The 20,516-nt window shown below is 54.6% G+C and carries 18 protein-coding genes and 1 tRNA gene; 13 read left to right on the forward strand and 6 right to left on the reverse strand.

Annotation, left to right across the window (positions count from 1 at the left end; genetic code table 11):
• Positions 1-140 precede the first annotated feature (140 nt).
• The 12 genes from petA (at position 141) to IEV29_RS10510 (ending at position 11,208) form a co-directional block, all read left to right on the forward strand.
• Positions 141-749, forward strand: a complete 609-nt coding sequence (petA, locus tag IEV29_RS10455) for a ubiquinol-cytochrome c reductase iron-sulfur subunit (protein ID WP_188381251.1) — start codon at positions 141-143, stop codon at positions 747-749.
• A complete protein-coding gene (locus tag IEV29_RS10460; RefSeq protein ID WP_188381811.1) occupies positions 749-2,155 on the forward strand; it encodes a cytochrome b in 1,407 nt (468 codons plus the stop codon). The genes petA and IEV29_RS10460 overlap by 1 nt, the downstream gene beginning before the upstream one ends.
• A gap of 20 nt (positions 2,156-2,175) precedes the next feature.
• Entirely contained in the window at positions 2,176-2,940 is a 765-nt protein-coding gene (locus tag IEV29_RS10465; protein ID WP_188381252.1) for a cytochrome c1, read from the forward strand.
• A gap of 84 nt (positions 2,941-3,024) precedes the next feature.
• Entirely contained in the window at positions 3,025-3,636 is a 612-nt protein-coding gene (locus IEV29_RS10470; RefSeq protein ID WP_188381253.1) for a glutathione S-transferase N-terminal domain-containing protein, read from the forward strand.
• Between the two features lie 92 nt (positions 3,637-3,728).
• The gene (locus IEV29_RS10475) at positions 3,729-4,229 is read left to right on the forward strand and encodes a ClpXP protease specificity-enhancing factor (protein WP_188381254.1); all 501 of its coding nucleotides are present in this window, start codon (positions 3,729-3,731) and stop codon (positions 4,227-4,229) included.
• A gap of 27 nt (positions 4,230-4,256) precedes the next feature.
• A tRNA-Thr gene (locus IEV29_RS10480) sits at positions 4,257-4,332 on the forward strand.
• Between the two features lie 192 nt (positions 4,333-4,524).
• A complete protein-coding gene (locus IEV29_RS10485; RefSeq protein WP_188381255.1) occupies positions 4,525-5,955 on the forward strand; it encodes an acetamidase/formamidase family protein in 1,431 nt (476 codons plus the stop codon).
• A gap of 132 nt (positions 5,956-6,087) precedes the next feature.
• On the forward strand, positions 6,088-6,297 hold the full coding sequence (locus IEV29_RS10490; protein ID WP_188381256.1) for a XapX domain-containing protein: 210 nt from the start codon (positions 6,088-6,090) through the stop codon (positions 6,295-6,297).
• A gap of 36 nt (positions 6,298-6,333) precedes the next feature.
• A complete protein-coding gene (locus IEV29_RS10495) occupies positions 6,334-6,528 on the forward strand; it encodes a XapX domain-containing protein (protein WP_188381257.1) in 195 nt (64 codons plus the stop codon).
• A 185-nt stretch (positions 6,529-6,713) separates the two neighbouring features.
• Positions 6,714-9,125, forward strand: coding sequence for an acetamidase/formamidase family protein (locus IEV29_RS10500; RefSeq protein WP_188381258.1), 2,412 nt, complete (start codon positions 6,714-6,716; stop codon positions 9,123-9,125).
• Between the two features lie 2 nt (positions 9,126-9,127).
• Positions 9,128-9,877, forward strand: coding sequence for a YoaK family protein (locus tag IEV29_RS10505; protein WP_188381259.1), 750 nt, complete (start codon positions 9,128-9,130; stop codon positions 9,875-9,877).
• 134 nt (positions 9,878-10,011) lie between these two features.
• The gene (locus tag IEV29_RS10510; protein WP_229726349.1) at positions 10,012-11,208 is read left to right on the forward strand and encodes a porin; all 1,197 of its coding nucleotides are present in this window, start codon (positions 10,012-10,014) and stop codon (positions 11,206-11,208) included.
• A gap of 99 nt (positions 11,209-11,307) precedes the next feature.
• Here the strand turns inward: IEV29_RS10510 and IEV29_RS10515 are convergent, their stop codons facing one another.
• Positions 11,308-11,481 (reverse strand): DUF3606 domain-containing protein, encoded by a 174-nt coding sequence (locus tag IEV29_RS10515; protein ID WP_188381260.1) that lies wholly within the window; start codon positions 11,479-11,481, stop codon positions 11,308-11,310.
• 206 nt (positions 11,482-11,687) lie between these two features.
• On the opposite strand from IEV29_RS10515, the gene IEV29_RS10520 reads away from it, so the two are divergent.
• Positions 11,688-12,896, forward strand: coding sequence for a cation:proton antiporter (locus IEV29_RS10520; RefSeq protein WP_188381261.1), 1,209 nt, complete (start codon positions 11,688-11,690; stop codon positions 12,894-12,896).
• Positions 12,897-12,962: 66 nt separating this feature from the next.
• On the opposite strand, the gene IEV29_RS10525 is transcribed toward IEV29_RS10520, so the two are convergent.
• The 5 genes from IEV29_RS10525 to IEV29_RS10545 form a co-directional block, all read right to left on the reverse strand.
• A complete protein-coding gene (locus tag IEV29_RS10525) occupies positions 12,963-13,547 on the reverse strand; it encodes a UbiX family flavin prenyltransferase (RefSeq protein WP_188381262.1) in 585 nt (194 codons plus the stop codon).
• Position 13,548: 1 nt separating this feature from the next.
• The gene (gene grxD / locus IEV29_RS10530) at positions 13,549-13,863 is read right to left on the reverse strand and encodes a Grx4 family monothiol glutaredoxin (RefSeq protein ID WP_188381263.1); all 315 of its coding nucleotides are present in this window, start codon (positions 13,861-13,863) and stop codon (positions 13,549-13,551) included.
• Positions 13,864-13,972: 109 nt separating this feature from the next.
• Positions 13,973-16,315 (reverse strand): Tex family protein, encoded by a 2,343-nt coding sequence (locus IEV29_RS10535; protein WP_188381264.1) that lies wholly within the window; start codon positions 16,313-16,315, stop codon positions 13,973-13,975.
• Positions 16,316-16,424: 109 nt separating this feature from the next.
• Entirely contained in the window at positions 16,425-17,042 is a 618-nt protein-coding gene (locus IEV29_RS10540; RefSeq protein WP_188381265.1) for a winged helix-turn-helix domain-containing protein, read from the reverse strand.
• Between the two features lie 111 nt (positions 17,043-17,153).
• Positions 17,154-20,495, reverse strand: a complete 3,342-nt coding sequence (locus IEV29_RS10545; protein WP_188381266.1) for a DUF748 domain-containing protein — start codon at positions 20,493-20,495, stop codon at positions 17,154-17,156.
• Positions 20,496-20,516 lie beyond the last annotated feature (21 nt).

The following is a 20,516-nucleotide window of genomic DNA, read 5'->3' on the forward strand; positions in this document are numbered from 1 at the left end:
TGCGTGCAGAAGATGGCTTCGCAAATTGACAAGGGACGGCAGATTCACATTTAATACGGAAATTTTGTTGGTTTTGCATTCGCATCAGGGTTCACAGAAAGCTTCGTACGATCGCATCTTGACTACTACTTGGAGTTGATATGAGTAACGAAAAGCAGGTTGACCCCGGTCGACGCGGCTTGCTTGTCGCAACATGCGCAGCAGGCGGTGTGGCTGGACTGGCTACGACGGGCATGTTTGTGTCCACCTTCCAGCCATCGGAGCGCGCAAAAGCAGCAGGCGCCCCCGTGGAGGTCGACCTGGCTGGTTTGGCTCCTGGTGAAATGCGCACCGTCGAATGGCGTGGCAAACCGGTCTGGATCCTCAAGCGATCCGAAGAGATGGTCAATTCCCTCAAGCAGACCGACGCTCAGGTCGCTGACCCCAATTCAGAACGTAATCCGGATGAACTGACACCGGAATACGCACGTAACGAATACCGCTCCATCAAGCCCGATATTCTGGTTGCCGTCGGCATTTGTACCCACCTTGGCTGTTCGCCTGTTACGCGCTTTGCCACTGGCGCGCAGCCGTCCTTGCCGGATGACTGGCATGGCGGTTTTCTTTGCCCGTGCCATGGCTCGACCTTCGATCTGGCTGGACGCGTTTATAAAAACAAGCCTGCGCCAGATAATCTGGAAGTGCCGCGCCATATGTATCTGAGCGATTCCAAGCTGATCATCGGCAAGGATGAGAAAGGGGAGGCTTGATCATGGCATTTCAAGAGAAAAAGCTTCCCGCTGACGCGCCGATTGCCGACAAGGCATTGGGCTGGATCGATGCACGCTTTCCACTGACGTCAACATGGAAAGCGCATTTGTCCGAATACTACGCGCCCAAGAATTTCAATTTCCTCTACGTCTTTGGTTCGCTGGCGTTGCTGGTGCTCGTGATTCAGATCGTGACGGGCATTTTCCTCGTCATGCATTACAAGCCGGATGCCAATCTGGCGTTTGCTTCCGTCGAATACATCATGCGCGATGTGCCTTGGGGCTGGCTGGTGCGTTACATGCACTCAACCGGCGCTTCGGCTTTCTTCGTCGTGGTCTATATCCATATGCTGCGCGGGCTGTTGTATGGCTCGTATCGCAAGCCACGTGAGCTGGTCTGGCTGTTCGGTGTCGGTATCTTCCTGTGTCTGATGGCAGAAGCCTTCTTCGGTTATCTGCTGCCATGGGGGCAGATGTCGTACTGGGGCGCACAAGTGATCGTTAACCTGTTCGGCGCGATTCCTTTTATCGGTCCTGACTTGTCGTTGTGGATTCGTGGTGATTACGTGGTGTCGGATGCGACGCTGAATCGCTTCTTTGCTTTCCACGTGATCGCGATTCCGCTTGTGCTGATCGGTCTGGTGGTCGCACACATCGTGGCGCTGCATGAAGTCGGATCGAGCAATCCGGATGGCGTGGAAATCAAGGAGAAACTCGATGAAAATGGTGTGCCGCTGGATGGTATTCCTTTTCATCCGTACTACTCGGTACACGATCTGTTCGTGGTGACGATCTTCCTCGCGGTGTTTTCTGCGGTGGTGTTTTTCGCACCGGAGATGGGGGGGTACTTCCTCGAGTACAACAACTTCATTCCGGCTGATCCGCTGAAGACGCCGCCGCATATTGCGCCGGTCTGGTATTTCACGCCGTTCTATTCGATCCTGCGCGCAACGACGTCAGAGTTCATGATCTGGCTGGCAATCGGGGTGGCTGCCTATGTGGCGCTGATCATCATCAAGACGCGACTGGCGACCAAGTTCAAGATTGCTGCGGCAGTCGTTGGGTTGCTGGTGATCGTTGCCATGTTTGTCTTTGATCCGAAGTTCTGGGGTGTGGTGTTCATGGGCGTTTCGGTCATGATCATGTTTGGCCTCCCATGGCTCGATCATTCGCCGGTCAAATCGATTCGCTATCGTCCGGGCTGGCACAAATACATCTACATCGTATTTGGTATTGCATTTCTGATCCTTGGCTATCTTGGCGTCCAGGCCCCGACCACAATCGGTACCCTGATCTCGCAGATTTGCACCTTCATCTACTTTGGTTTTTTCCTGTTGATGCCGTGGTGGAGCAAGATGGGAACATTCAAGCAGGTGCCGGACCGTGTCGTTTTCCATCCGCATTGAGCCGGAAAGGATAAAGAATCATGACATTGCTGAAAAAACTGATTGCAGCACTGGTTCTCCTGCCGGGCCTCGCGGCGGCGGCCGAATCCAACTTTCCTCTGGATCGGGCGCCGGATCATACCCGCGATCTGGCGGCCTTGCAGAACGGCGCCAAGCTGTTCGTCAACTATTGCCTGAACTGTCATGCAGCGTCGTTGATGCGCTACAACAAGTTGCAGGAACTGGGTTTGACCCCGGAACAGGTCAAAAACAACCTGATGTTTACCTCCGACAAGGTAGGTGACATGATGACAATTGCCATGTCGCCCAAGGATGCCAAGGCCTGGTTTGGTGCAAATCCCCCTGATTTGTCGGTAATTGCACGTGCAAAGGCCTCAAGTGCGGGTTCTGGGCCGGATTGGTTGTATACTTACCTCCGGACTTATTACAAGGATGACACTCGGACAACAGGCTGGAACAATATGGCCTATCCCAACGTAGGCATGCCGCATGCGTTATGGGAGTTGCAAGGCATCCGGGCTGCCAAGTATTCCGACGAGAAAGATCCGCACGATCCGAGCAAGACCGTGAAGAAGTTCGTCGGATTCGAGCAGGTCACGCCTGGTACGATGTCCGCGCTGGAATACGATAAAGCAGTCGCCGATCTGGTTTCGTTCATGACATGGATGGCCGAGCCGGCACAACATACTCGCAAACGCCTTGGCGTCTGGGTGTTGCTGTTCCTCGGTGTCTTCATCGTGATCACCTGGCGCTTGAACGCTTCCTACTGGAAGCACGTCAAGTAGCTATTGTGCCCGCATGTTGCGGGCATTCGTTATCGGGTGAGGCGTTCGCGTCTCGCCTTTTTGTTTCTAAGGAACTGCAAAAAAATGATGGTTCTCTACTCGGGTACAACCTGCCCTTTTTCTCAGCGTTGCCGTCTTGTCCTGTTTGAAAAAGGCATGGACTTTGAAGTACGCGATGTCGACCTGTTCAACAAGCCAGAAGACATCTCGACCATGAATCCATACGGTCAGGTACCTATCCTGGTCGAACGTGATCTGGTGCTGTACGAATCCAACATCATCAACGAATACATCGACGAACGCTTCCCGCATCCGCAACTGATGCCGGCTGATCCGCTGATGCGTGCACGTGCACGTCTGATGTTGTTCAACTTCGAGAAAGAACTGTTCATCCATGTGCATACGCTGGAAAACGACAAAGGTCGCAGCGGTGACAAGGTGCAGGAAAAAGCCCGCAACGAAATCCGCGATCGTCTGACCACGCTGGCGCCATTGTTCCTGAAGAACAAGTACATGCTGGGAGACGAATTCTCGATGCTGGACGTCGCGATTGCACCATTGCTGTGGCGCCTCGACCACTACGGCATTGAACTGTCGAAAACGGCTGCGCCATTGATGAAGTATGCAGAGCGCATCTTCTCGCGCCCTGCTTACATCGAAGCACTGACGCCGTCCGAAAAGGTCATGCGTCGTTAAGACCCGCGCGTAACCGGTGTGCTGTCTGAAAAAGGCAGCACATCGCTCCGTTTACACGATTCATCTCAGACAGACTCATCGTCGTTTGCTTCATGTCAGAAACTTCCACCAAACCTTATCTGCTGCGCGCCATTTATGAGTGGTGTACCGACAATGGCTACACGCCTTACATGGCGGCTGTTGTGGATGCGAGCACGCGCGTGCCGATGGAGTACGTCAAGAATGGTGAGATCGTCCTCAACATCAGCTTCAGCGCGACCAGTGGTCTGAAGATGGAGAACGATCTGATCCGTTTCAGCGCCCGTTTTGGTGGTGTGTCGCGCGATATCTCCGTACCCGTCGATAATGTCGTGGCGATCTATGCACGCGAGAACGGGCAGGGCATGGCTTTCGAACCCGGTAACCGCAGCGCCGAGGACGATGTCGAAGGCGCAGAAGAAGTCAGCGATGAGCAGGCTGCAACACCCGTTGCGCCTGTGTTGACCTCGGTGCCGACGCCGTCGACGGAGGACGTGGGGGACGGCAATAACGGTGATGACAATCCGGAACCACCAAAAAAAGGTGGGCGACCTACTCTCACACGAGTGAAATAGCGTAGAATACCGCTCTTCAAACGGTTGGCCGGCTTAGCTCATCAGGTAGAGCACATGATTTGTAATCATGGGGTGGCGGGTTCGAGTCCTGCAGCCGGCACCAGCAAATTCAAAGGCTTATCAGTTTTCTGATAAGCCTTTTTCATTTCTCCTCTCCCTTCTTGTCATCCCCAAAGCATGGGTATGTGCGTCGATTGACAATAAATCGTTCGCCTCCAAACAAGAATCAGAATTCGCGTCCTCCTATGATCTAAGCATGCCACGACGATGTGGCGCATAGAAAATTAGGAGACATATGTCAGATCATATTTGCGGCACAGGGTGCAGCCATTTTTCTCATCTCAACGATGCAGACCTTCAGGCCGAATTTGCCGAGGCGCGTCATAGCTTGCGAACCAGTATCGGCGGGGAGAAGGTTGCTGGCAAGGCGGGCCTGGGAGGGGTGACGCACCGTCCCTTGCCTTCAAAGAAACAGGGTGAGAATGTCAGTCACTATTACATTCCGGCGAACGACAAAACCATTCACTGGGGCTACTTCAGCAAGTCGATGGAGCCGCTCATCAAGCTGGATTCCGGTGATTACGCGACGATTGAAACGGTAACGCATCACTCCAACGACGATATTGAACGCATGGTTAAAGGTGATCCAGGTGTGGAAAGCATTTTCCATTGGGATGCCAAGCACAAGGCAGTTGATCGTCGTGGAGCGGGTCCCATGGATCATCCGTTGGGCGCAGGCGGCGGTCTCGGCGTACACGTTTGTACCGGCCCGGTTTTTGTGAACGGTGCTGAGCCAGGTGATGTGCTTGAAGTGCGCATCGTCGATACGATGCAGCGTCCATCCGGTAATCCGGACTATCGTGGCAAGACATTCGGTTCCAATGTCGCCAGCAATTGGGGCTTTCAGTTCAACAACCTGATCACCGAGCCTAAAGGCCGTGAAGTCATCACGATCTATGAAGTGGACGCAAAGGGTGAGCAGTCATGGGCCAAGGCTGTTTATAACTATCGCTGGACACCGCAAACCGATCCGTGGGGCAAGGTTCATCCGATCATCGATTATCCAGGCGTGCCGGTCGATAAACATTCAATCACGCCGAATTACGACATTCTCAAAGGCTATGAGATTCCGGTTCGTCCTCACTTCGGAATGATTGGTGTTGCACCGGTCGAGGCGGAGATCGTCTCATCCATCGTGCCAAGTTACAGTGGTGGCAACTTCGATAACTGGCGCATGGGCAAGGGGGCAACGGCATTCTTCCCGGTTGTGGTGCCGGGAGCCATGTTCTCAGTGGGCGATCCGCATGCTTCGCAAGGAGATGCGGAATTGTGCGGCACCGCAATCGAATGTTCGTTGACGGGCGTCTTCCAGTTCATTCTCCACAAGAAAGCCGATCTGCCGGGTACCAAGCTGTTCGGTCTGGATTATCCGTTACTGGAAACAGAAAGCGAACTGATCGTTCATGGCTTCAGCAGCGCCAACTATCTCAAGGAATTTGGCGACAGCGACGATGCCGCGGCCGAGATGTTCAAAAAGTCTTCGCTTGATAGCGCCATGACCGATGCCTTCAATAAAACGCGTCGTTTCTTTATGGATACGCGCAATCTGTCGGAAGACGAGGCAATTTCGTTGATTTCCGTGTCGGTCGATTTTGGTATTACTCAGGTCGTCGATGGCAATTGGGGGGTACACGCGATTATCAAGAAGAGCATTTTCCCGAAATAAAACCGTGCTGGCTGGCGATGCGAGTGGTCAGCCTTTTTATCTGCATTCGGTCAAAAGCCGAGTTTGGATGCACACATACAAAGCGAAGCTGGCGTTTCGTTCACTGAAAAAGCAAATGCAGGAGGAGTGAAAATGGAAAAAGAACATGTGTATGTCGGCCGCAATGAGATTGTGGCGCTTGTCGTCGGACTGATTACCGGAACGCTGTATTCCTGGTTGAGTCTGCCGATTCCGGCGCCGAACGTTTTGGGTGGCATCTTCGCGATCATCTTTACGTACGTGGGTTACCTGATCGTGCAGGTCACGCGTAAAGCAGTGGTATTCGGACGACCAAAGAAATAACAGAACACCTGATACAGAAAGATAAAGGAGACAGCAATGATTGAGATCGGATTCGGCACGACAGAACTGCTGGCATCGTGCGTGGGACTTGTGACAGGATTGATCTACACCGCCGTTCGTGCGCCCATTCCTGCGCCGAATGTATTGGGTGGAATTTTTGCCATTGTGGGAACATTCATCGGCTTTGTATTCGTCGCAGCGCTACGCGGACAACTGGCCTTTGTAAGTTAGTATCTGCGGCAATCCACTTCCGGCGGCGTTGAAATAAACATGGTGATTGCATCGTTTCATTTCATTCTTCATGCTGGAAGTGCTGATTGCGCCGAACTCGGGAGATTGAGTCGCAAAGCTGGACGTTCTGTCAGTTTCAGCTACTCTATTGCATGCTAGGGCGACTGACGGTGAAAGGTCCACGCATGCTTGACGAACTACACTCCTTTTCTACAGACGCGTTTCCGCAAGAGTTGCGCGATTCAGCTTGGCAGAATGCGCTCTCCAGTCTCGGCCTTCAATCGAAGATATCGGCCAAATCCAACACATCGTTGATGGGATACATCGCGTTTGGCGTATCGCAGACCGGTTCCGTGTTCACCACCTTGAACGCGTCTCCCCAGATTTTTACTGCACGGGATCAGTTACTCACACGAACCGATTCGGTTACGGCCTTTGTCATTCTTGAAGGAAGCGGGCAGATTGAAGTCGGTGCAGAAACAGCGCCAGTTTCCGCTGGCGATATCCACCTGCTGGACGCATCCCGTAAATGGAAAATTGAACTTGTCTCGACATTTCGTGCAGCCATCATTCGACTGGAGAAGGCGAACTTCATATCGCGGCTCATGCATACCGGCAAAACGGATATTTGCAGGATTGCTTCCGCATCCGGTATTGGCAACGTCGCGTTCGAGTTCATCGAGGCGATCACGCAGCAGCTTGCTTCCCTGACGCCAGACGATCTGGAGCAGATGGAAGGTGCGCTGGACGCCATCTTTGTCGCCAGTCTCGCGCATAAAGAAGAGGTCGATGACGAGACATCCACCTCGATGCAGCTCAGCCACTTGCGACGGATTTGCCGAACCATTGAAGCGCGACTGTCTGATCCAGATCTGTCTGCGGTGGAGGTCGCAAAATCTGAGCAGCTGTCGGCGCGCTATTTGCAGAAACTGTTTGCATCAGCCGGCACGACCTTCGGTGAGTACGTGAAAAAAAGACGCCTGGATCGATGCCGTATTGATCTGGCCAACAGCAGTTTGAAGCATCTGACCATTTCCGAGCTCTGCTTTCGCTGGGGATTCAATGATGCTGCAAATTTCAGCCGTGCTTTTCATGTGGAATATGGCGTGTCGCCCAAGGCGTACCGAACCCAGCCGCGGTCAGCAAGCAGGAAGTATGAATTGCGTGGTCGTCCAGGCCCCTCTTCTTCCACGCATGCGAAGAATGCATCGGTGCAGGATGAGAGCCTGCCGAGAAATGCGCGTTTTGCCGAGGTACTGATTGAGGCTGCCTTGCTGGAGACTGCGTTGGCATTGACGCCAAAGCGTTCCGCCTCTGTCAATGCGACTTCAGAGGATGAAGATGTCGGCACCCATTACTATGTACCCGCCTCTGCAAAAACGGTGCACTGGGGCTACTTCAGTAGTCTCATCAAACCAATCCTGTCGGTGAAGTCCGGTGACTCCCTGACCATTGAGACCGTTACTCAACATGCTTATGACGATTATGAGCGGATGATTGAGGGCGATGCCGGTACTGAAAGCATTTTCTTTTGGGACAAGGACAAGAAAGCGATTGATCGACGTGGTGCGGGGCCGCTTGATGCATCGATATTCGGGCGCGGCGCGGGTGAGGGTTTCGGTGTCCATATCTGTACCGGTCCGATCTATGTGCAGGATGCCGAGCCGGGTGACGTACTTGAAATCCGGATTCTGGATGTCATGCCAAGACCGGCAGCGAACCCGAAGTATCTGGGGCAATCATTCGGCAGTAATGCGGCGTCATGGTGGGGCTTTCATTACCATGACTTGCTGACCGAACCCAAGCCGAGAGAAGTCGTCACGATCTACGAGATTCTGGATGCCGACCATGGCAACTGCGCCAAGGCCGTCTATAACTTTCGCTGGACACCGCAGATCGATCCATTCGGCGTCGTGCATGAAACCATTGATTACCCCGGCGTCCCGGTTGATCACGACAAGATCGTCAAGAACTATGATGTCTTGAAGAGTGTGCGCATTCCGGTGCGCCCACACTTTGGTGTGCTGGCCGTTGCGCCTGCGCATGCTGATCCGATCGACTCCGTGCCGCCCAGTTTTTTTGGCGGCAATCTGGATAACTGGCGCGCCACCAAAGGTGCCAGGCTGTATCTGCCAGTCGCCGTTGAAGGGGCGCTTTTTTCCGTAGGTGATCCGCACGCTTCGCAAGGCGATTCCGAATTGTGTGGCACGGCGATTGAATGTTCGCTGACCGGAAAATTCCAGCTCGTCTTGCACAAGAAGAAGGATCTGGAAGGTGGTTTCTTCGCTGATCTTGATTATCCGTTTCTGGAAACGGAAACCGAATGGGTGATTCAGGGCTTGAGCTATGCCAATCATCTCGTGCAACTAGGGCCGCTCGCACAAAGCGATGTGTACAAAAAGACGTCGCTGGATCTGGCAATGCGCGACGCGTTTCGGAAAGTGCGCCGCTATCTGATGACGGCCCATAAGCTCACGGAAGATGAGGCGATTTCGTTGATCTCGGTCGGCGTTGATTTCGGCGTGACACAGGTTGTCAATGGCAACTGGGGTGTACATGCCGTTGTGCGGAAGTCGATGTTTCCGGAGGTCGTCTGACTATGCAGTCTGCAACCAGCAACCAGGTCGATCGCGAGAATGGCTCGCTTCTGAAGCTCAACATGGCATTGGGCTTTCTTGCCGGGTATGTGGATACCGTTGGGTTCATGGCGCTGTTTGGCTTGTTCACGGCGCACATTACCGGCAACCTTGTGCTTGTCGGAGCGGAACTGGCGACGCCGGACCACACCTTTCCTATTTTGAAGATACTGGCATTGCCGGCATTCGTTGCAGGTGTTGCCGTTGCAAAACTCATCGTGACTGCCTGCCGCCGCAAGAGCGGCAACGAATTGCTGTTGCTCTACGTGCTGGAGTTGCTACTACTCGTTGCGTTCATGCTGGTTGGTCTGCTCGCCAGTCCGATTCAAGACAACATGTCCAGCATGGCTGTCCTCGCCGGGATTGTCGGTGCGATGGCAATGGGCGTGCATGGCGCGTGCGGGCGTCTGCTTCTGCCTCATCTTGCGCCGACGGTCATGATGACGGGAAACGTCACGCAGTTTGTAATCGACTTTCTCGACCTTCTTCAGCATCGGCAGAACAAGTCTTTGCGTCAGCAATGTGCCAAGTTTTTCTGGCCGATCATCTTCTTTGGTTTGGGGGCATTCATTGCGGCGTTTGCCTATTTTCGATTCGGCTTCCTGGCAATGCTGTTGCCTGTCAGTGTCGTGTTGATTCTCGCCTGCAACGAGGCCAGACTGGAACGGAAGAAACGTATCCGGCCCACAGACATGCCGCCATCTGCATCATAAGATTACGCTTCGATCTTTGACAACGAATCGTACGCTGTTGGACAAGATCGACTCTCCCATCTCTTCTAGTATCGCTAAGCCGTCTCAAGCCATCAGTGCTGGGCCGAGCACAATAATGACTAGAGGAGAAGACAATGACGTACCTGATGCCATCGCCATCGCTGGCAAGGCGCAAGATCGCGAGTGCGGCTGTACTTGCCGTATCGCTGTTATCCACGCACGTGTTTGCCCAGACGACGGTGGAGGTCAGTGGCACGATTGACGTGTATGCAGGATCAATGAAAAGAAGCGGGGAGGGAGGACGTACATCCGCAGTCGATAGCAGCGGTCTGGAAACCTCGTGGTGGGGATTCAATGGCACGGAAGACCTGGGTGGTGGCTTGCGGGCGCATTTCTCCTTAAGCGGATTCTTCCGGCCGGATACGGGGATTCTGGGCCGCGGAGATATGGATGCAATGTTTTCACGGAGCGCGAATGTAGGTTTGTCCGGCGCGTTCGGCCGTATTTCATTCGGACGTGATCTTGCTCCCAACTTCATTCCGACGCTGCGCTTCAGCCCTTTTGGTGGTTCTTTTGCCTTTTCTCCTCTTGAGCTGCATACGCAAACATCGGCGGGTAGATATCGCAGTCAGGCCTGGTCGCCAACTGTGTCGGGCGATACAGGCTGGAGTAATGCCGTGATGTACGTGACGCCGGAACTTGGCGGATTTACGACGAGTTTGTTTGTACAGTTGGGCGAGCAGGCTGGCCCGTCAGGTAAAAACAATTACGGCATCAATACAATGTACGAAAGCGGGCCGCTTTCGTTTGGCGCTTACTTCCAGTCAGTGCGGGTGAACAATCCGACCGATGCGGTTAGCAGTGGACCATCCGAAGTGTTTTCTTTCACGCCGTACAGCCGTGTTACCGGCACTGGTTACACGCTCTCCGCCTCGAAGAACGACACGTTGTTCTTGGGCGCTGCCTACGATCTGCAGTTCATCAAGCTGTTTGGATCAGTCAGTCGCTCTCAGTCGAGTCTTGCACGGGCTAGGGATGACAGGCAGTTCGATCTGGGATCGAATACGCTCCAGCTAGGCGTCAGTGCACCTGCTGGAAGGGGATCGGTCTTGTTTTCCTGGGCCACCACAAACGTCAAGGCGGAAGGGGATTTCAGTTCTGTGCTGGCTGATCCGGATATCAGATCAGCCATTACCCGTCATACGGCATCGCTTGGCTACGATTACTTTTTGTCCAAACGCACGGATGTGTATGCGGTCCTCAGTCATGACAGGATCACAGAGCAATCGCCCGGAACAAGCGTGGCACTTGGCATCCGGCAGCGGTTTTGATGGAAGATTGCATTATCCGGAACCTTATATTTCTTTGAAAAAACAAAAAGCCCGATCATGTCGGGCTTTTTTCATTTCTGTGGTCAGTGCATTGTGTGCTCAGCTACGCAGATACTGTTTTACTTCTTCGGCTGAGGCGCCGGTGGCGCGCATGGCACGGAGCAAATGGTCGGGCGAGCAGCCAAACTTGGTTGCCAGATACTGGCTGTCCCAGTCATTGTTGCTGACTTTGGTCGCTTCAGCAGGCTCGAAGTGGAAGTCGTCGTGCAACATGGCGTTCTCCTTGAATTTTTGCCTACCTTACCTTGCATGGCGCGGTCTCTCTGTGCGAAACCCAACAAACTGCCGGTAAATTTCCGATCCATTTGCGGATTGCCCAATTTGCGGTTGGACGTCATTTGCTTTCCCGGCAAGTTGTGCCACACTCGCTCGGTTGTTTTACCGGCAAGTTTTCACTAACCCTTCCGCGGACGATTCAGATGCACGCCATTACGACGACCGAGCTGTTCCTGATTGCCATGCTGATTATTTTCAGCGTGCCTTACCTGATCTGGCGTTTCTTCAAAACGGACTATTACGCACCACTGGTGGTGGTGCAGATCATCGCCGGTATTCTGCTCGGCCCGGGTGTGCTGGGTGCGGCGTATCCGGCGTATTACGAATTCGTTTTCACGCCAGCGGTCATCCAGTCTCTCAATGCAATCGCATGGTGGGCAGTCATGCTGTTTGTGATGATTGCCGGTATCGAGCTGGATCTCAAGAAAGCCTGGGAGCATCGACGTGAAAGCAGTATCACGGCTGGGCTGGCGCTCGGTACGCCGTTGATCTTCGGTTGTGTTGCAGCACTCGGCATGCTGATCTTTCCGGGCTGGATCGCGCAAGGTGCGGAGGAATGGCAATTTGTCCTCGGCGTTGGCATGGCATGCGCGGTGACAGCCTTGCCGATCCTGATCCTGTTCATGGAAAAGATGGAAATCCTGCGCCAGCCGATCGGCCAGCGTATCCTGCGCTACGCCAGTCTGGACGATATTGCGATCTGGGGTGTGCTTGCAATCATCCTGCTCGACTGGACGCGCGTGGGGCGTCAGGCAGGTTTCCTTCTCGTGTTCATCATTGCCACCCTGGTTTTCCGCAAGCTGATGGTGCGCCTGCAGGAACGTGACCGCTGGTATGTCTCGCTGATCTGGCTGGCAGCGTGCGGGTTGGCGGCCGACTGGGCGGGTTTGCATTACATGGTCGGTGCCTTTCTCGCGGGTGCGGTCATGGATTCGGAATGGTTCGATCAGGAAAAAATGGATCTGCTGCGTCATCACGTCTTGCTCGTCATCATGCCGGTATTCTTCCTGAGCACAGGATTGCGCACGAATTGGGGCGTCGGCGGTGTGATGGTGTTTGGCGCAGCGGCGGTGCTGTTGGTGGCGTCGGTTACCGGCAAGCTCGCCGGTGTGCACATGGCGGGCAAAATTCTGAAGTGGGAGAAGGGCGAAGCGTCCATCATCGGCTGGCTGCTGCAGACCAAGGCGCTGATCATGATCATCTTCGCCAATATCCTGCTCGATAAAAAAGTCATCACCAACGAAACCTTCACGGCGCTGCTGTTGATGGCGGTGGCCAGTACCATGCTGACGGTGCCGATCGTGTCGCCCAAGCTGAAGAAGCTGCGCGCACTGATTACCCGCTCGAGTTGAGTGGATCGCATAACAAAAAAGCCTGCTTCCTTATCAGAAGCAGGCTTTTTTTGTAAGGTGGCAGGATTACATCCCTTGCCAGCGTGGTGTCAGGGTGTGCTGCAAATGAAAGAGGTCCAGTACCCGTCCGATGGTGTGATCGACCATCTCGTCGATCGAAGCAGGGCGGTGGTAAAAGGCGGGTAAGGGTGGAAAGATCACGCCGCCCATTTCCGTCACAGCCGTCATGTTGCGCAGATGCGCCAGATTGAACGGCGTCTCGCGCACCATCAATACCAGCTTGCGGCGTTCTTTCAGAATCACATCGGCCGCGCGCGTGATCAGATTGTCGGACAGGCCATGTGCAATCGCAGCCAGTGACCGCATGGAACACGGTGCGACGATCATGCCGTGGGATTGGAACGAACCGCTGGCAATCGCAGCGCCAATGTCGCGCACGTTATGCACCACGTCAGCCATGGCTTCGACGTCCTTGCGATTCAGATCCAGCTCCTGATGCAGATTCAGGACGCCCGCATCAGAGATCATCAAATGCGTTTCGACCTGCAGCGTGCGTAAGGCCTGCAGCAGACGCACACCGTAAGCAACACCCGTCGCGCCGGTAATGGCGACGATCAGGCGTGTCGGTGCAGCATCTGCCTGTTGACTCACATCAGTCCTTGAACAGTGCTTGCAGTTCGCCGGATTCGAACATCTCGGTCATGATGTCCGAGCCACCGATGAATTCGCCTTTGACATACAACTGCGGTACGGTTGGCCAGTTCGAGTAATCCTTGATGCCTTGACGGACTTCTGCGTCTTCCAGCACGTTGATCGTGATCAGATCCTTGACGCCGCTTTCCTTCAGGATGTGGATCGCCTTGCCGGAGAAGCCGCATTGCGGGAATTGGGCGGTGCCCTTCATGAACAGCACGACCGGATGTTCGGTCACGGTTTGTTTGATCCAGTTTTGTACGTCGTCGCTCATTTGATGCCTCTAAGTGTTGGTTGAACCTGCGTCGGGTCATTGCGAAGAATGATTGCCGCCATTATAGAAAAATCCGTCCCGGCATGCCGAAAAGGGTCTGTTTTTGGCATCAACCTTTCAATTTTGCAAACGCTGCTGCCATGGCACCCGCTGCTTCCGGTTGGCGCGACTGCTGATGCTGCGCCATGCGACTGCGGTCGTTGCGGTCACTGCGTTGCTGCGGTTGCGAGCCGGGTTGCGGCGCGCTGTCGGACAGACGCATGGTCAGCGCAATGCGTTTGCGCTTCTCGTCCACCTCCAGAACCTTCACTTTGACGACCTGACCGGCCTTGACCACCGTGTGCGGGTCTTTCACGAAGGTGTTGGACAGCGCCGAGATGTGCACGAGGCCGTCCTGATGCACGCCGATATCGACAAAGGCACCGAAGGCCGCGACGTTGGTGACCACGCCTTCCAGAATCATGTCCGGCCGCAGATCGCGGATTTCTTCCACCCCTTCCTTGAAGGTTGCGGTCGTGAACTCGGGACGCGGATCGCGACCCGGTTTTTCCAGTTCCTTCAGGATGTCGGTCACGGTCGGTACGCCGAATTTGTCGTCGGCGTACTTGGCCGGATTCAGCGACTTCAGCAGCTTGCTGTCGCCGATGATGCCTTTCACATCCTTGCTGATGTCGGACAGGATTTTCTCGACCAGCGGATACGATTCCGGGTGAACGGCAGACGCATCCAGCGGATTTGCACCATTCATCACGCGCAGGAAGCCGGCTGCCTGTTCGAAGGTTTTTTCGCCCAGACGCGGCACCGCCATCAGATCAGCGCGCGAGGCAAACATGCCCTTCATGTCACGATAGCTGACGATGCTTTGCGCCACGCTGTTGTTGAGTCCGGACACACGCGCCAGCAGCGGCGCCGACGCTGTATTTACATCCACGCCCACCGCGTTCACGCAATCCTCGACCACGGCATCCAGCGAGCGTGCCAGTTGTGACTGACCGACGTCGTGCTGGTACTGACCAACGCCAATCGATTTCGGATCGATCTTCACCAGCTCCGCCAGCGGGTCTTGCAAACGGCGTGCAATCGAGACGGCACCGCGCAGAGACACATCCAGATCCGGCAATTCGCGCGACGCGAACTCGGATGCCGAATACACCGATGCGCCGGCTTCGGACACGACGATCTTCGTCAGCTTGAGCTCCGGTGCCTTCTTGATCAGGTCTTGCGCCAGCTTGTCGGTCTCACGCGAGGCGGTGCCGTTGCCGATCGAGATCAGCGCTACATTGTGTTTGGCCGCCAGCAGCGCCAGCGTGTGCAGCGAGCCCTCCCAGTCGCGGCGCGGTTCGTGTGGATAAATCGTCGCGGTATCGACCACCTTGCCAGTCGCATCGACCACCGCAACTTTGACGCCGGTACGCAAGCCCGGATCGAGGCCCATCGTGGCGCGCGGGCCGGCAGGTGCAGCCAGCAGCAAATCTTTGAGGTTGCGGGCAAAGACGTTGATTGCTTCGACTTCCGCCTTTTCGCGCAAGCTTGTCATGAGCTCCGTTTCCAGATGCATGAACACCTTCACGCGCCAGGTCCAGCGCACGGTATCGGCCAGCCACTTGTCTGCAGAGCGCCCCTGATTGCTGATGCCGAAGCGCGAGGCAATCCGGCCTTCGCACGGATTGTGCGGCGCATCCCACTTGGGCTTTTCTTCCTCGCTATCGAGGCGCAGATTCACATTCAGCATCTCTTCGCGACGGCCGCGGAACAGTGCGAGTGCACGGTGCGATGGAATGGTCGAGAGTGTTTCCGAGTAATCGAAGTAATCGGAGAATTTTGCTCCGGCTTCCTGCTTGCCATCGGCTACTTTCGATTCGACGATGCCGTGCTCGTTCAGGTACTCGCGCAAGGTTTGCAACAGTTCTGCATCTTCCGCAAAACGTTCCATCAAAATCTGGCGTGCGCCATCGAGCGCCGCCTTGGTATCCGGCACGCCCGGATTTTCCACATCATCGACCTTGAACGCAGGCTTCAGATACTTGGCTGCTTCTTCCTCAGGATTCAGTGCAGGGTTTGCCAGCAGCGCATCGGCCAGTTCGGTCAGGCCTGCTTCGGCTGCGATTTGTGCCTTGGTGCGACGCTTGGGTTTGTACGGCAGATACAGATCTTCAAGACGCGTCTTGTCTTCCGCATGCGTAATCGCATCCAGCAGCTCAGGCGTCATCTTGTTCTGTTCGTTGATGGACGAAATGATCGCCGCACGACGATCTTCCAGTTCACGCAGATAGCGCAGGCGTTCTTCTAGCAGACGCAATTGCGTATCGTCGAGACCGCCGGTGACTTCTTTACGGTAACGCGCAATAAAGGGAACAGTGGCGCCTTCGTCGAGCAAGGCGACGGCAGCTTGAATTTGCGCAGGCCGAGCCGCCAGTTCGGCAGCCAGGCGTTGTTCGATGGAGGGCAACATGACAACTTCCAGATTGGTGAAACGAAGCGCTAGATGATACGCAATTCAGGCGGGAAGTGTCAGTCTTGACAGGACGATAAAAAATCTAAGATGTGGTACTACGTTTGTACTAACTATTCTCCATCAACATCTTTTGTAATTCAGAAATTGTATATGCGGGTTTGCGTCTATGGGCCAAATAATGACAGTTTGGGCAAATGGGCACTAAGTCCTTGGTCGGATTAATCTTGTATTTCTTACCGATAGTGCTTATCTCTACGAGATGGTGAACGTGAATACAATTTTTTCCAGCATCTCCGTAGCGCTTCTCGAAATTGAAATTGCAGACTACGCAGTTGTAACCGTGTTCCTTTAAGCAGGCATTTCGAGCTTTCTTACTGCGCTCATAGGCATTGACCGATATTGTCTTTACTGAACCCTCGTCATAATTCTCGCCCTCATCATCGTACTCTTCTGGTGAAATTGTCGTTGTATTAGCTAGTTGCCAGATTGCGCGGCCAGAATTAAATGGTCTATCAATGATTCCCTCAATGACTAATTCTTGCCTAGCCCAGCGAATCTCGTTCTGAAATAGCGGTCTTCCGCCACGTTCGCTCTTTTCCTCGGATGAAGTAAGGCCCCATTGTGCTGAAAGAAGCTCATAGACTTTGGATGTTTTTAGAGCTCCATTAGATTTTAGTAGTTCTATGAGCTGTTGCTTAATCTCTATACGTGATGGAATAGCCATGGAAATTAAATCTACTTAAGAGATAGACTTTTATTATTCGATTAGATCGAAATAGTTTTTAATTTTCTTGATAACTTCCTTCTTGAATTAAGAGAAAGGAAGTTTTGGTAGTTAGCGTAATGAAAAATCCACTCGACTCACTTTCGCTTCCTTTCCTTCCGCATCCTTATCCCCGCCACGCTTGGTTGCCAGAATAAAGACCCGTGCATCTTCGACCTTGCCTTGTTCGAGCAGCCAGTCCTTTACGTTCTGCGCACGGCGATTGCCGAGGACGGTCAGGTCGTCATCGCTGACTTCGGCGTTCTCGATCATCAGTGTTTCCATCTCGGGTACAGGAATGTCTTTCTGCAGGCCGACGAGGTTGCGTGGCTTCTTGAATTTTTCATCCTTGTAGACGCGCTTGAGCAGTGCCGGATATTCCTGCTCGGAGACGGTGATGCTATTGGCATCGCCGGACTGGCCCTTGCCGACCATGTCCTTGAGCTTGAGTGCACGAACCTTGCGGTCAATCGATGCGCGTTTCAGGCCTTCGCGATCTGCTTCGGGATCGACGCGGGCAGTGATTTCCAGCTTGAGGGCAGGACGGTCTTCGAGCATCTTGGCGACGGCTTTGAGTTTTTCTTCTTCCGACGGCTGGATGCGGGCGCGGCCAGCATCAAACACCATGTGCGACATTTCTTCACCACCACCGAACAGCGAGCCGATCAGCGAGAACGGCGCCGTCACCGCTTTGGTGATGACGTTGACGATGACCTTGACGATCAGGCCGCCGATCGAGAATTGCGGATCATCGAGCGAGCCGCCGACGGGCAGGTTGATATCGATGACGCCATTGCGATCGCTGAGCAGTGACAGTGCAAAGCGTACGGGCAAGTTGGTGGCGGTCGGGCTTTCGATCTTGTCGCCGAGTGTCAGCTGATCGAGGATCAGACGATTCTGTGCGCTGAGCACGCGGTCTTCGATCTTGTAGGCGACATCAAACGACAGTTTGCCTTTGGCGATGCCATAACCGATGTAGCGGCCGGAGTAGGGTGACAGCGGGGCGAGCTCCATGCCGCGCACTTCCGCTTTCAGGTCCAGTTCCAGATCGCCCTTGAGCGGGTTGATGTCACCCGCAATCGTCAGCGGCGCGCTGTTGACGAGACCTTTGAGATCAACCTTGGCGCGGCTGTTTGGATCGGATGAGAGGCCGGACACGGCACCACCAAAGCGCATCAGGTTGGCGGTGTAGTTGGGTTTGATGAAGTTGTCGGTAAAGCGCACCTGACCACCGCGCAGCAGCAATTTGCCGATCTTGATCGGCGGAATATCACTGGCCGGTTTGGGCGTGCTTGGCACGACGGCTTGTGCGGTGTTGGTGCCGCGCAGACTCTTGTCGCGTTCGACCACCGGTTGCGCTTCGGTCACGCTTTTCGCTTCTTCCTCCGGCTGGCGGCGCACATCCTGCAGGTTGATACGACCGTTCGGATCAATGATGACGCGCGCGAAAAAGTCATTCAGTGCGACCTGATCGATGTTCAAGGCAAGCGGTGCAAACTTGACGTTCATGCCGGTGAAGCTCAATGTTTTCCAGCGCAGGAAATCGTTGGTGCTCAGCTTGTCGACCGTGGCCAGATCGCCGACGGTCAGATTGCCCTTGAAACCGCCGGTGACTGTATCGTTCTTGCCCTGTTCGAATTTGAGCGCGCCTTTGCCCGAGACATTCGCGCGCGTCAGCAGGATGTTGATCTGGTCGGTGAAATAAGGTTGCGCCTGCATGATGTCGACCTGACTGAAGTCGAGATCCAGATCGGCATGCAGTGGTGCCATGCCGAGCACTCCCTTCACGGCAAGCTTGCCATCCTTGTTCACCCCGGCTCGCAAATCGATGCTGGCGCGTGCATTGGCAGCCGTCGACAGCTTCTCCACCGTCAATGCCAGTGGCGCAATCGTGGTCACGGCAGGACGCGGCAATGAGCGATCTTCCATGCGGGCCGACCAGTCGCTGATCGCCAGTTTGCCAAGCTGGATGGTGTAGCCGGCTTCTTCCTGTTTGCCGGCCTTGCCTGATGTGGCAGGTTTGGTGGCGGATGCGGTACGCATTGCCTTGCCTTGTTGCAGCGAGAGTTCGGCATGCGACGAGGTGACGTCCTGCACGTCGACGGTTTTCTTGCCGGTATCGACGGCAATATCACGCACGGTCAGGTCGAACTTGTCGATGCCGGCTTTCATCGGCCGTGTGGCTTGTGCATCGTCAAAGCCGATGCGTGTGTTGCGCAAGGCGACTTCGCCGATGGCGATCTGTATTGCATTGGCACTGGCTTTGGCTGATGAGGGTGCGGCCGGATTGGTGTCCGCCGATTTGTTGTCAACAGTTTTGACTTCCGCTTCCTTTTTCACTGCGACTGGCGTTGCTGCTTTAGGCGGCAGCAGCAAATTGTCGAGATTGAGGCTGCCGTCGGCATGGCGGGCAATGTCCGCTTCCAGTCCGTTCAGCGCAATGCGTGCGATGTCCAGCTTGTTATCGAGCGGCTTGGCATCTTTCAGGGTGACAGTCAGTTCCGGCAATTTAACGAGCTGCTTGTCGCTGGTGTCGTTGACCTGCAGGGATTTGAGGTGAATGTCGCCGTTCAGCAGCACGGTGGGGGCTGCACCGGTTTTTTGCTGAAAATTGGCGACGAGCTTCAGATCAAGCTTGGCGCTCGGCACCTTGAAGCGTGGTGTGCCGGGGATGTAGCGCAGATAATCCGTCAGGTCGAGCGCGTCGATGTCGATATCCATGACCGCCTGTTTGGGATCGGCAAATGGCAGGGTCTTGCCTTGTATCAGCAGTGGCGTGTCATTGATGTGTGCGCTGAGCAGCGGCTCGACGAAGACGTCGATTTGCGAGGGCAGGGAAGAGATGAACGGAATGCCGAGCTTGAGTGCATCGATCTTGTGCTTGGTGCCGGCAACCTGATCGTCGAGTTCAATACGACCACCGCTGATTTCGATATTGAAAACCGAGAAGCGTGCGGGTTTGTCCGATGGTGGCTGGCTGTTGGCCAGTTCCAGCAGATCGTCGATGTTGGTTTGCGATTCGTTCTTGCGTACCAGATGGACGTAAGGGGTGGTCAGCGAAAACTGCTCGACTACCGGCGCAAAGCGGAACAGTGACTTGAAGGACAGATCGACCAGCATGGAATCGAAGCTGGCGAAGACCGTATCGCTGTCCGGTTCCTTCATCTGCATGCCGTGCACGGTCAGGCGCATGGTGTAGGGGTTGATTTCGATCTTTTCGATCGTGGTCTGGCGATGCAGCTTTTCTGTCAGTTGCTGTTCGGCTTGCGATTTGAGGATGCCGGGCAGCGCAAAGAAGCCGAACAGGCCAAGCAGAATGAAAAAGACGACGATGCCGATCAGACTTCGCTTGACCACCGGCTTGCGCGAAACCTGTTTGAGGGAGGATGGCAAACGGGAGACGAAGCTGGACATGGGAGCGCCGTATAGTATGGA

Origin of the sequence: Oxalicibacterium faecigallinarum (assembly GCF_014635705.1) — a bacterium.
Classification (GTDB): Bacteria; Pseudomonadota; Gammaproteobacteria; order Burkholderiales; family Burkholderiaceae_D; genus Oxalicibacterium; species Oxalicibacterium faecigallinarum.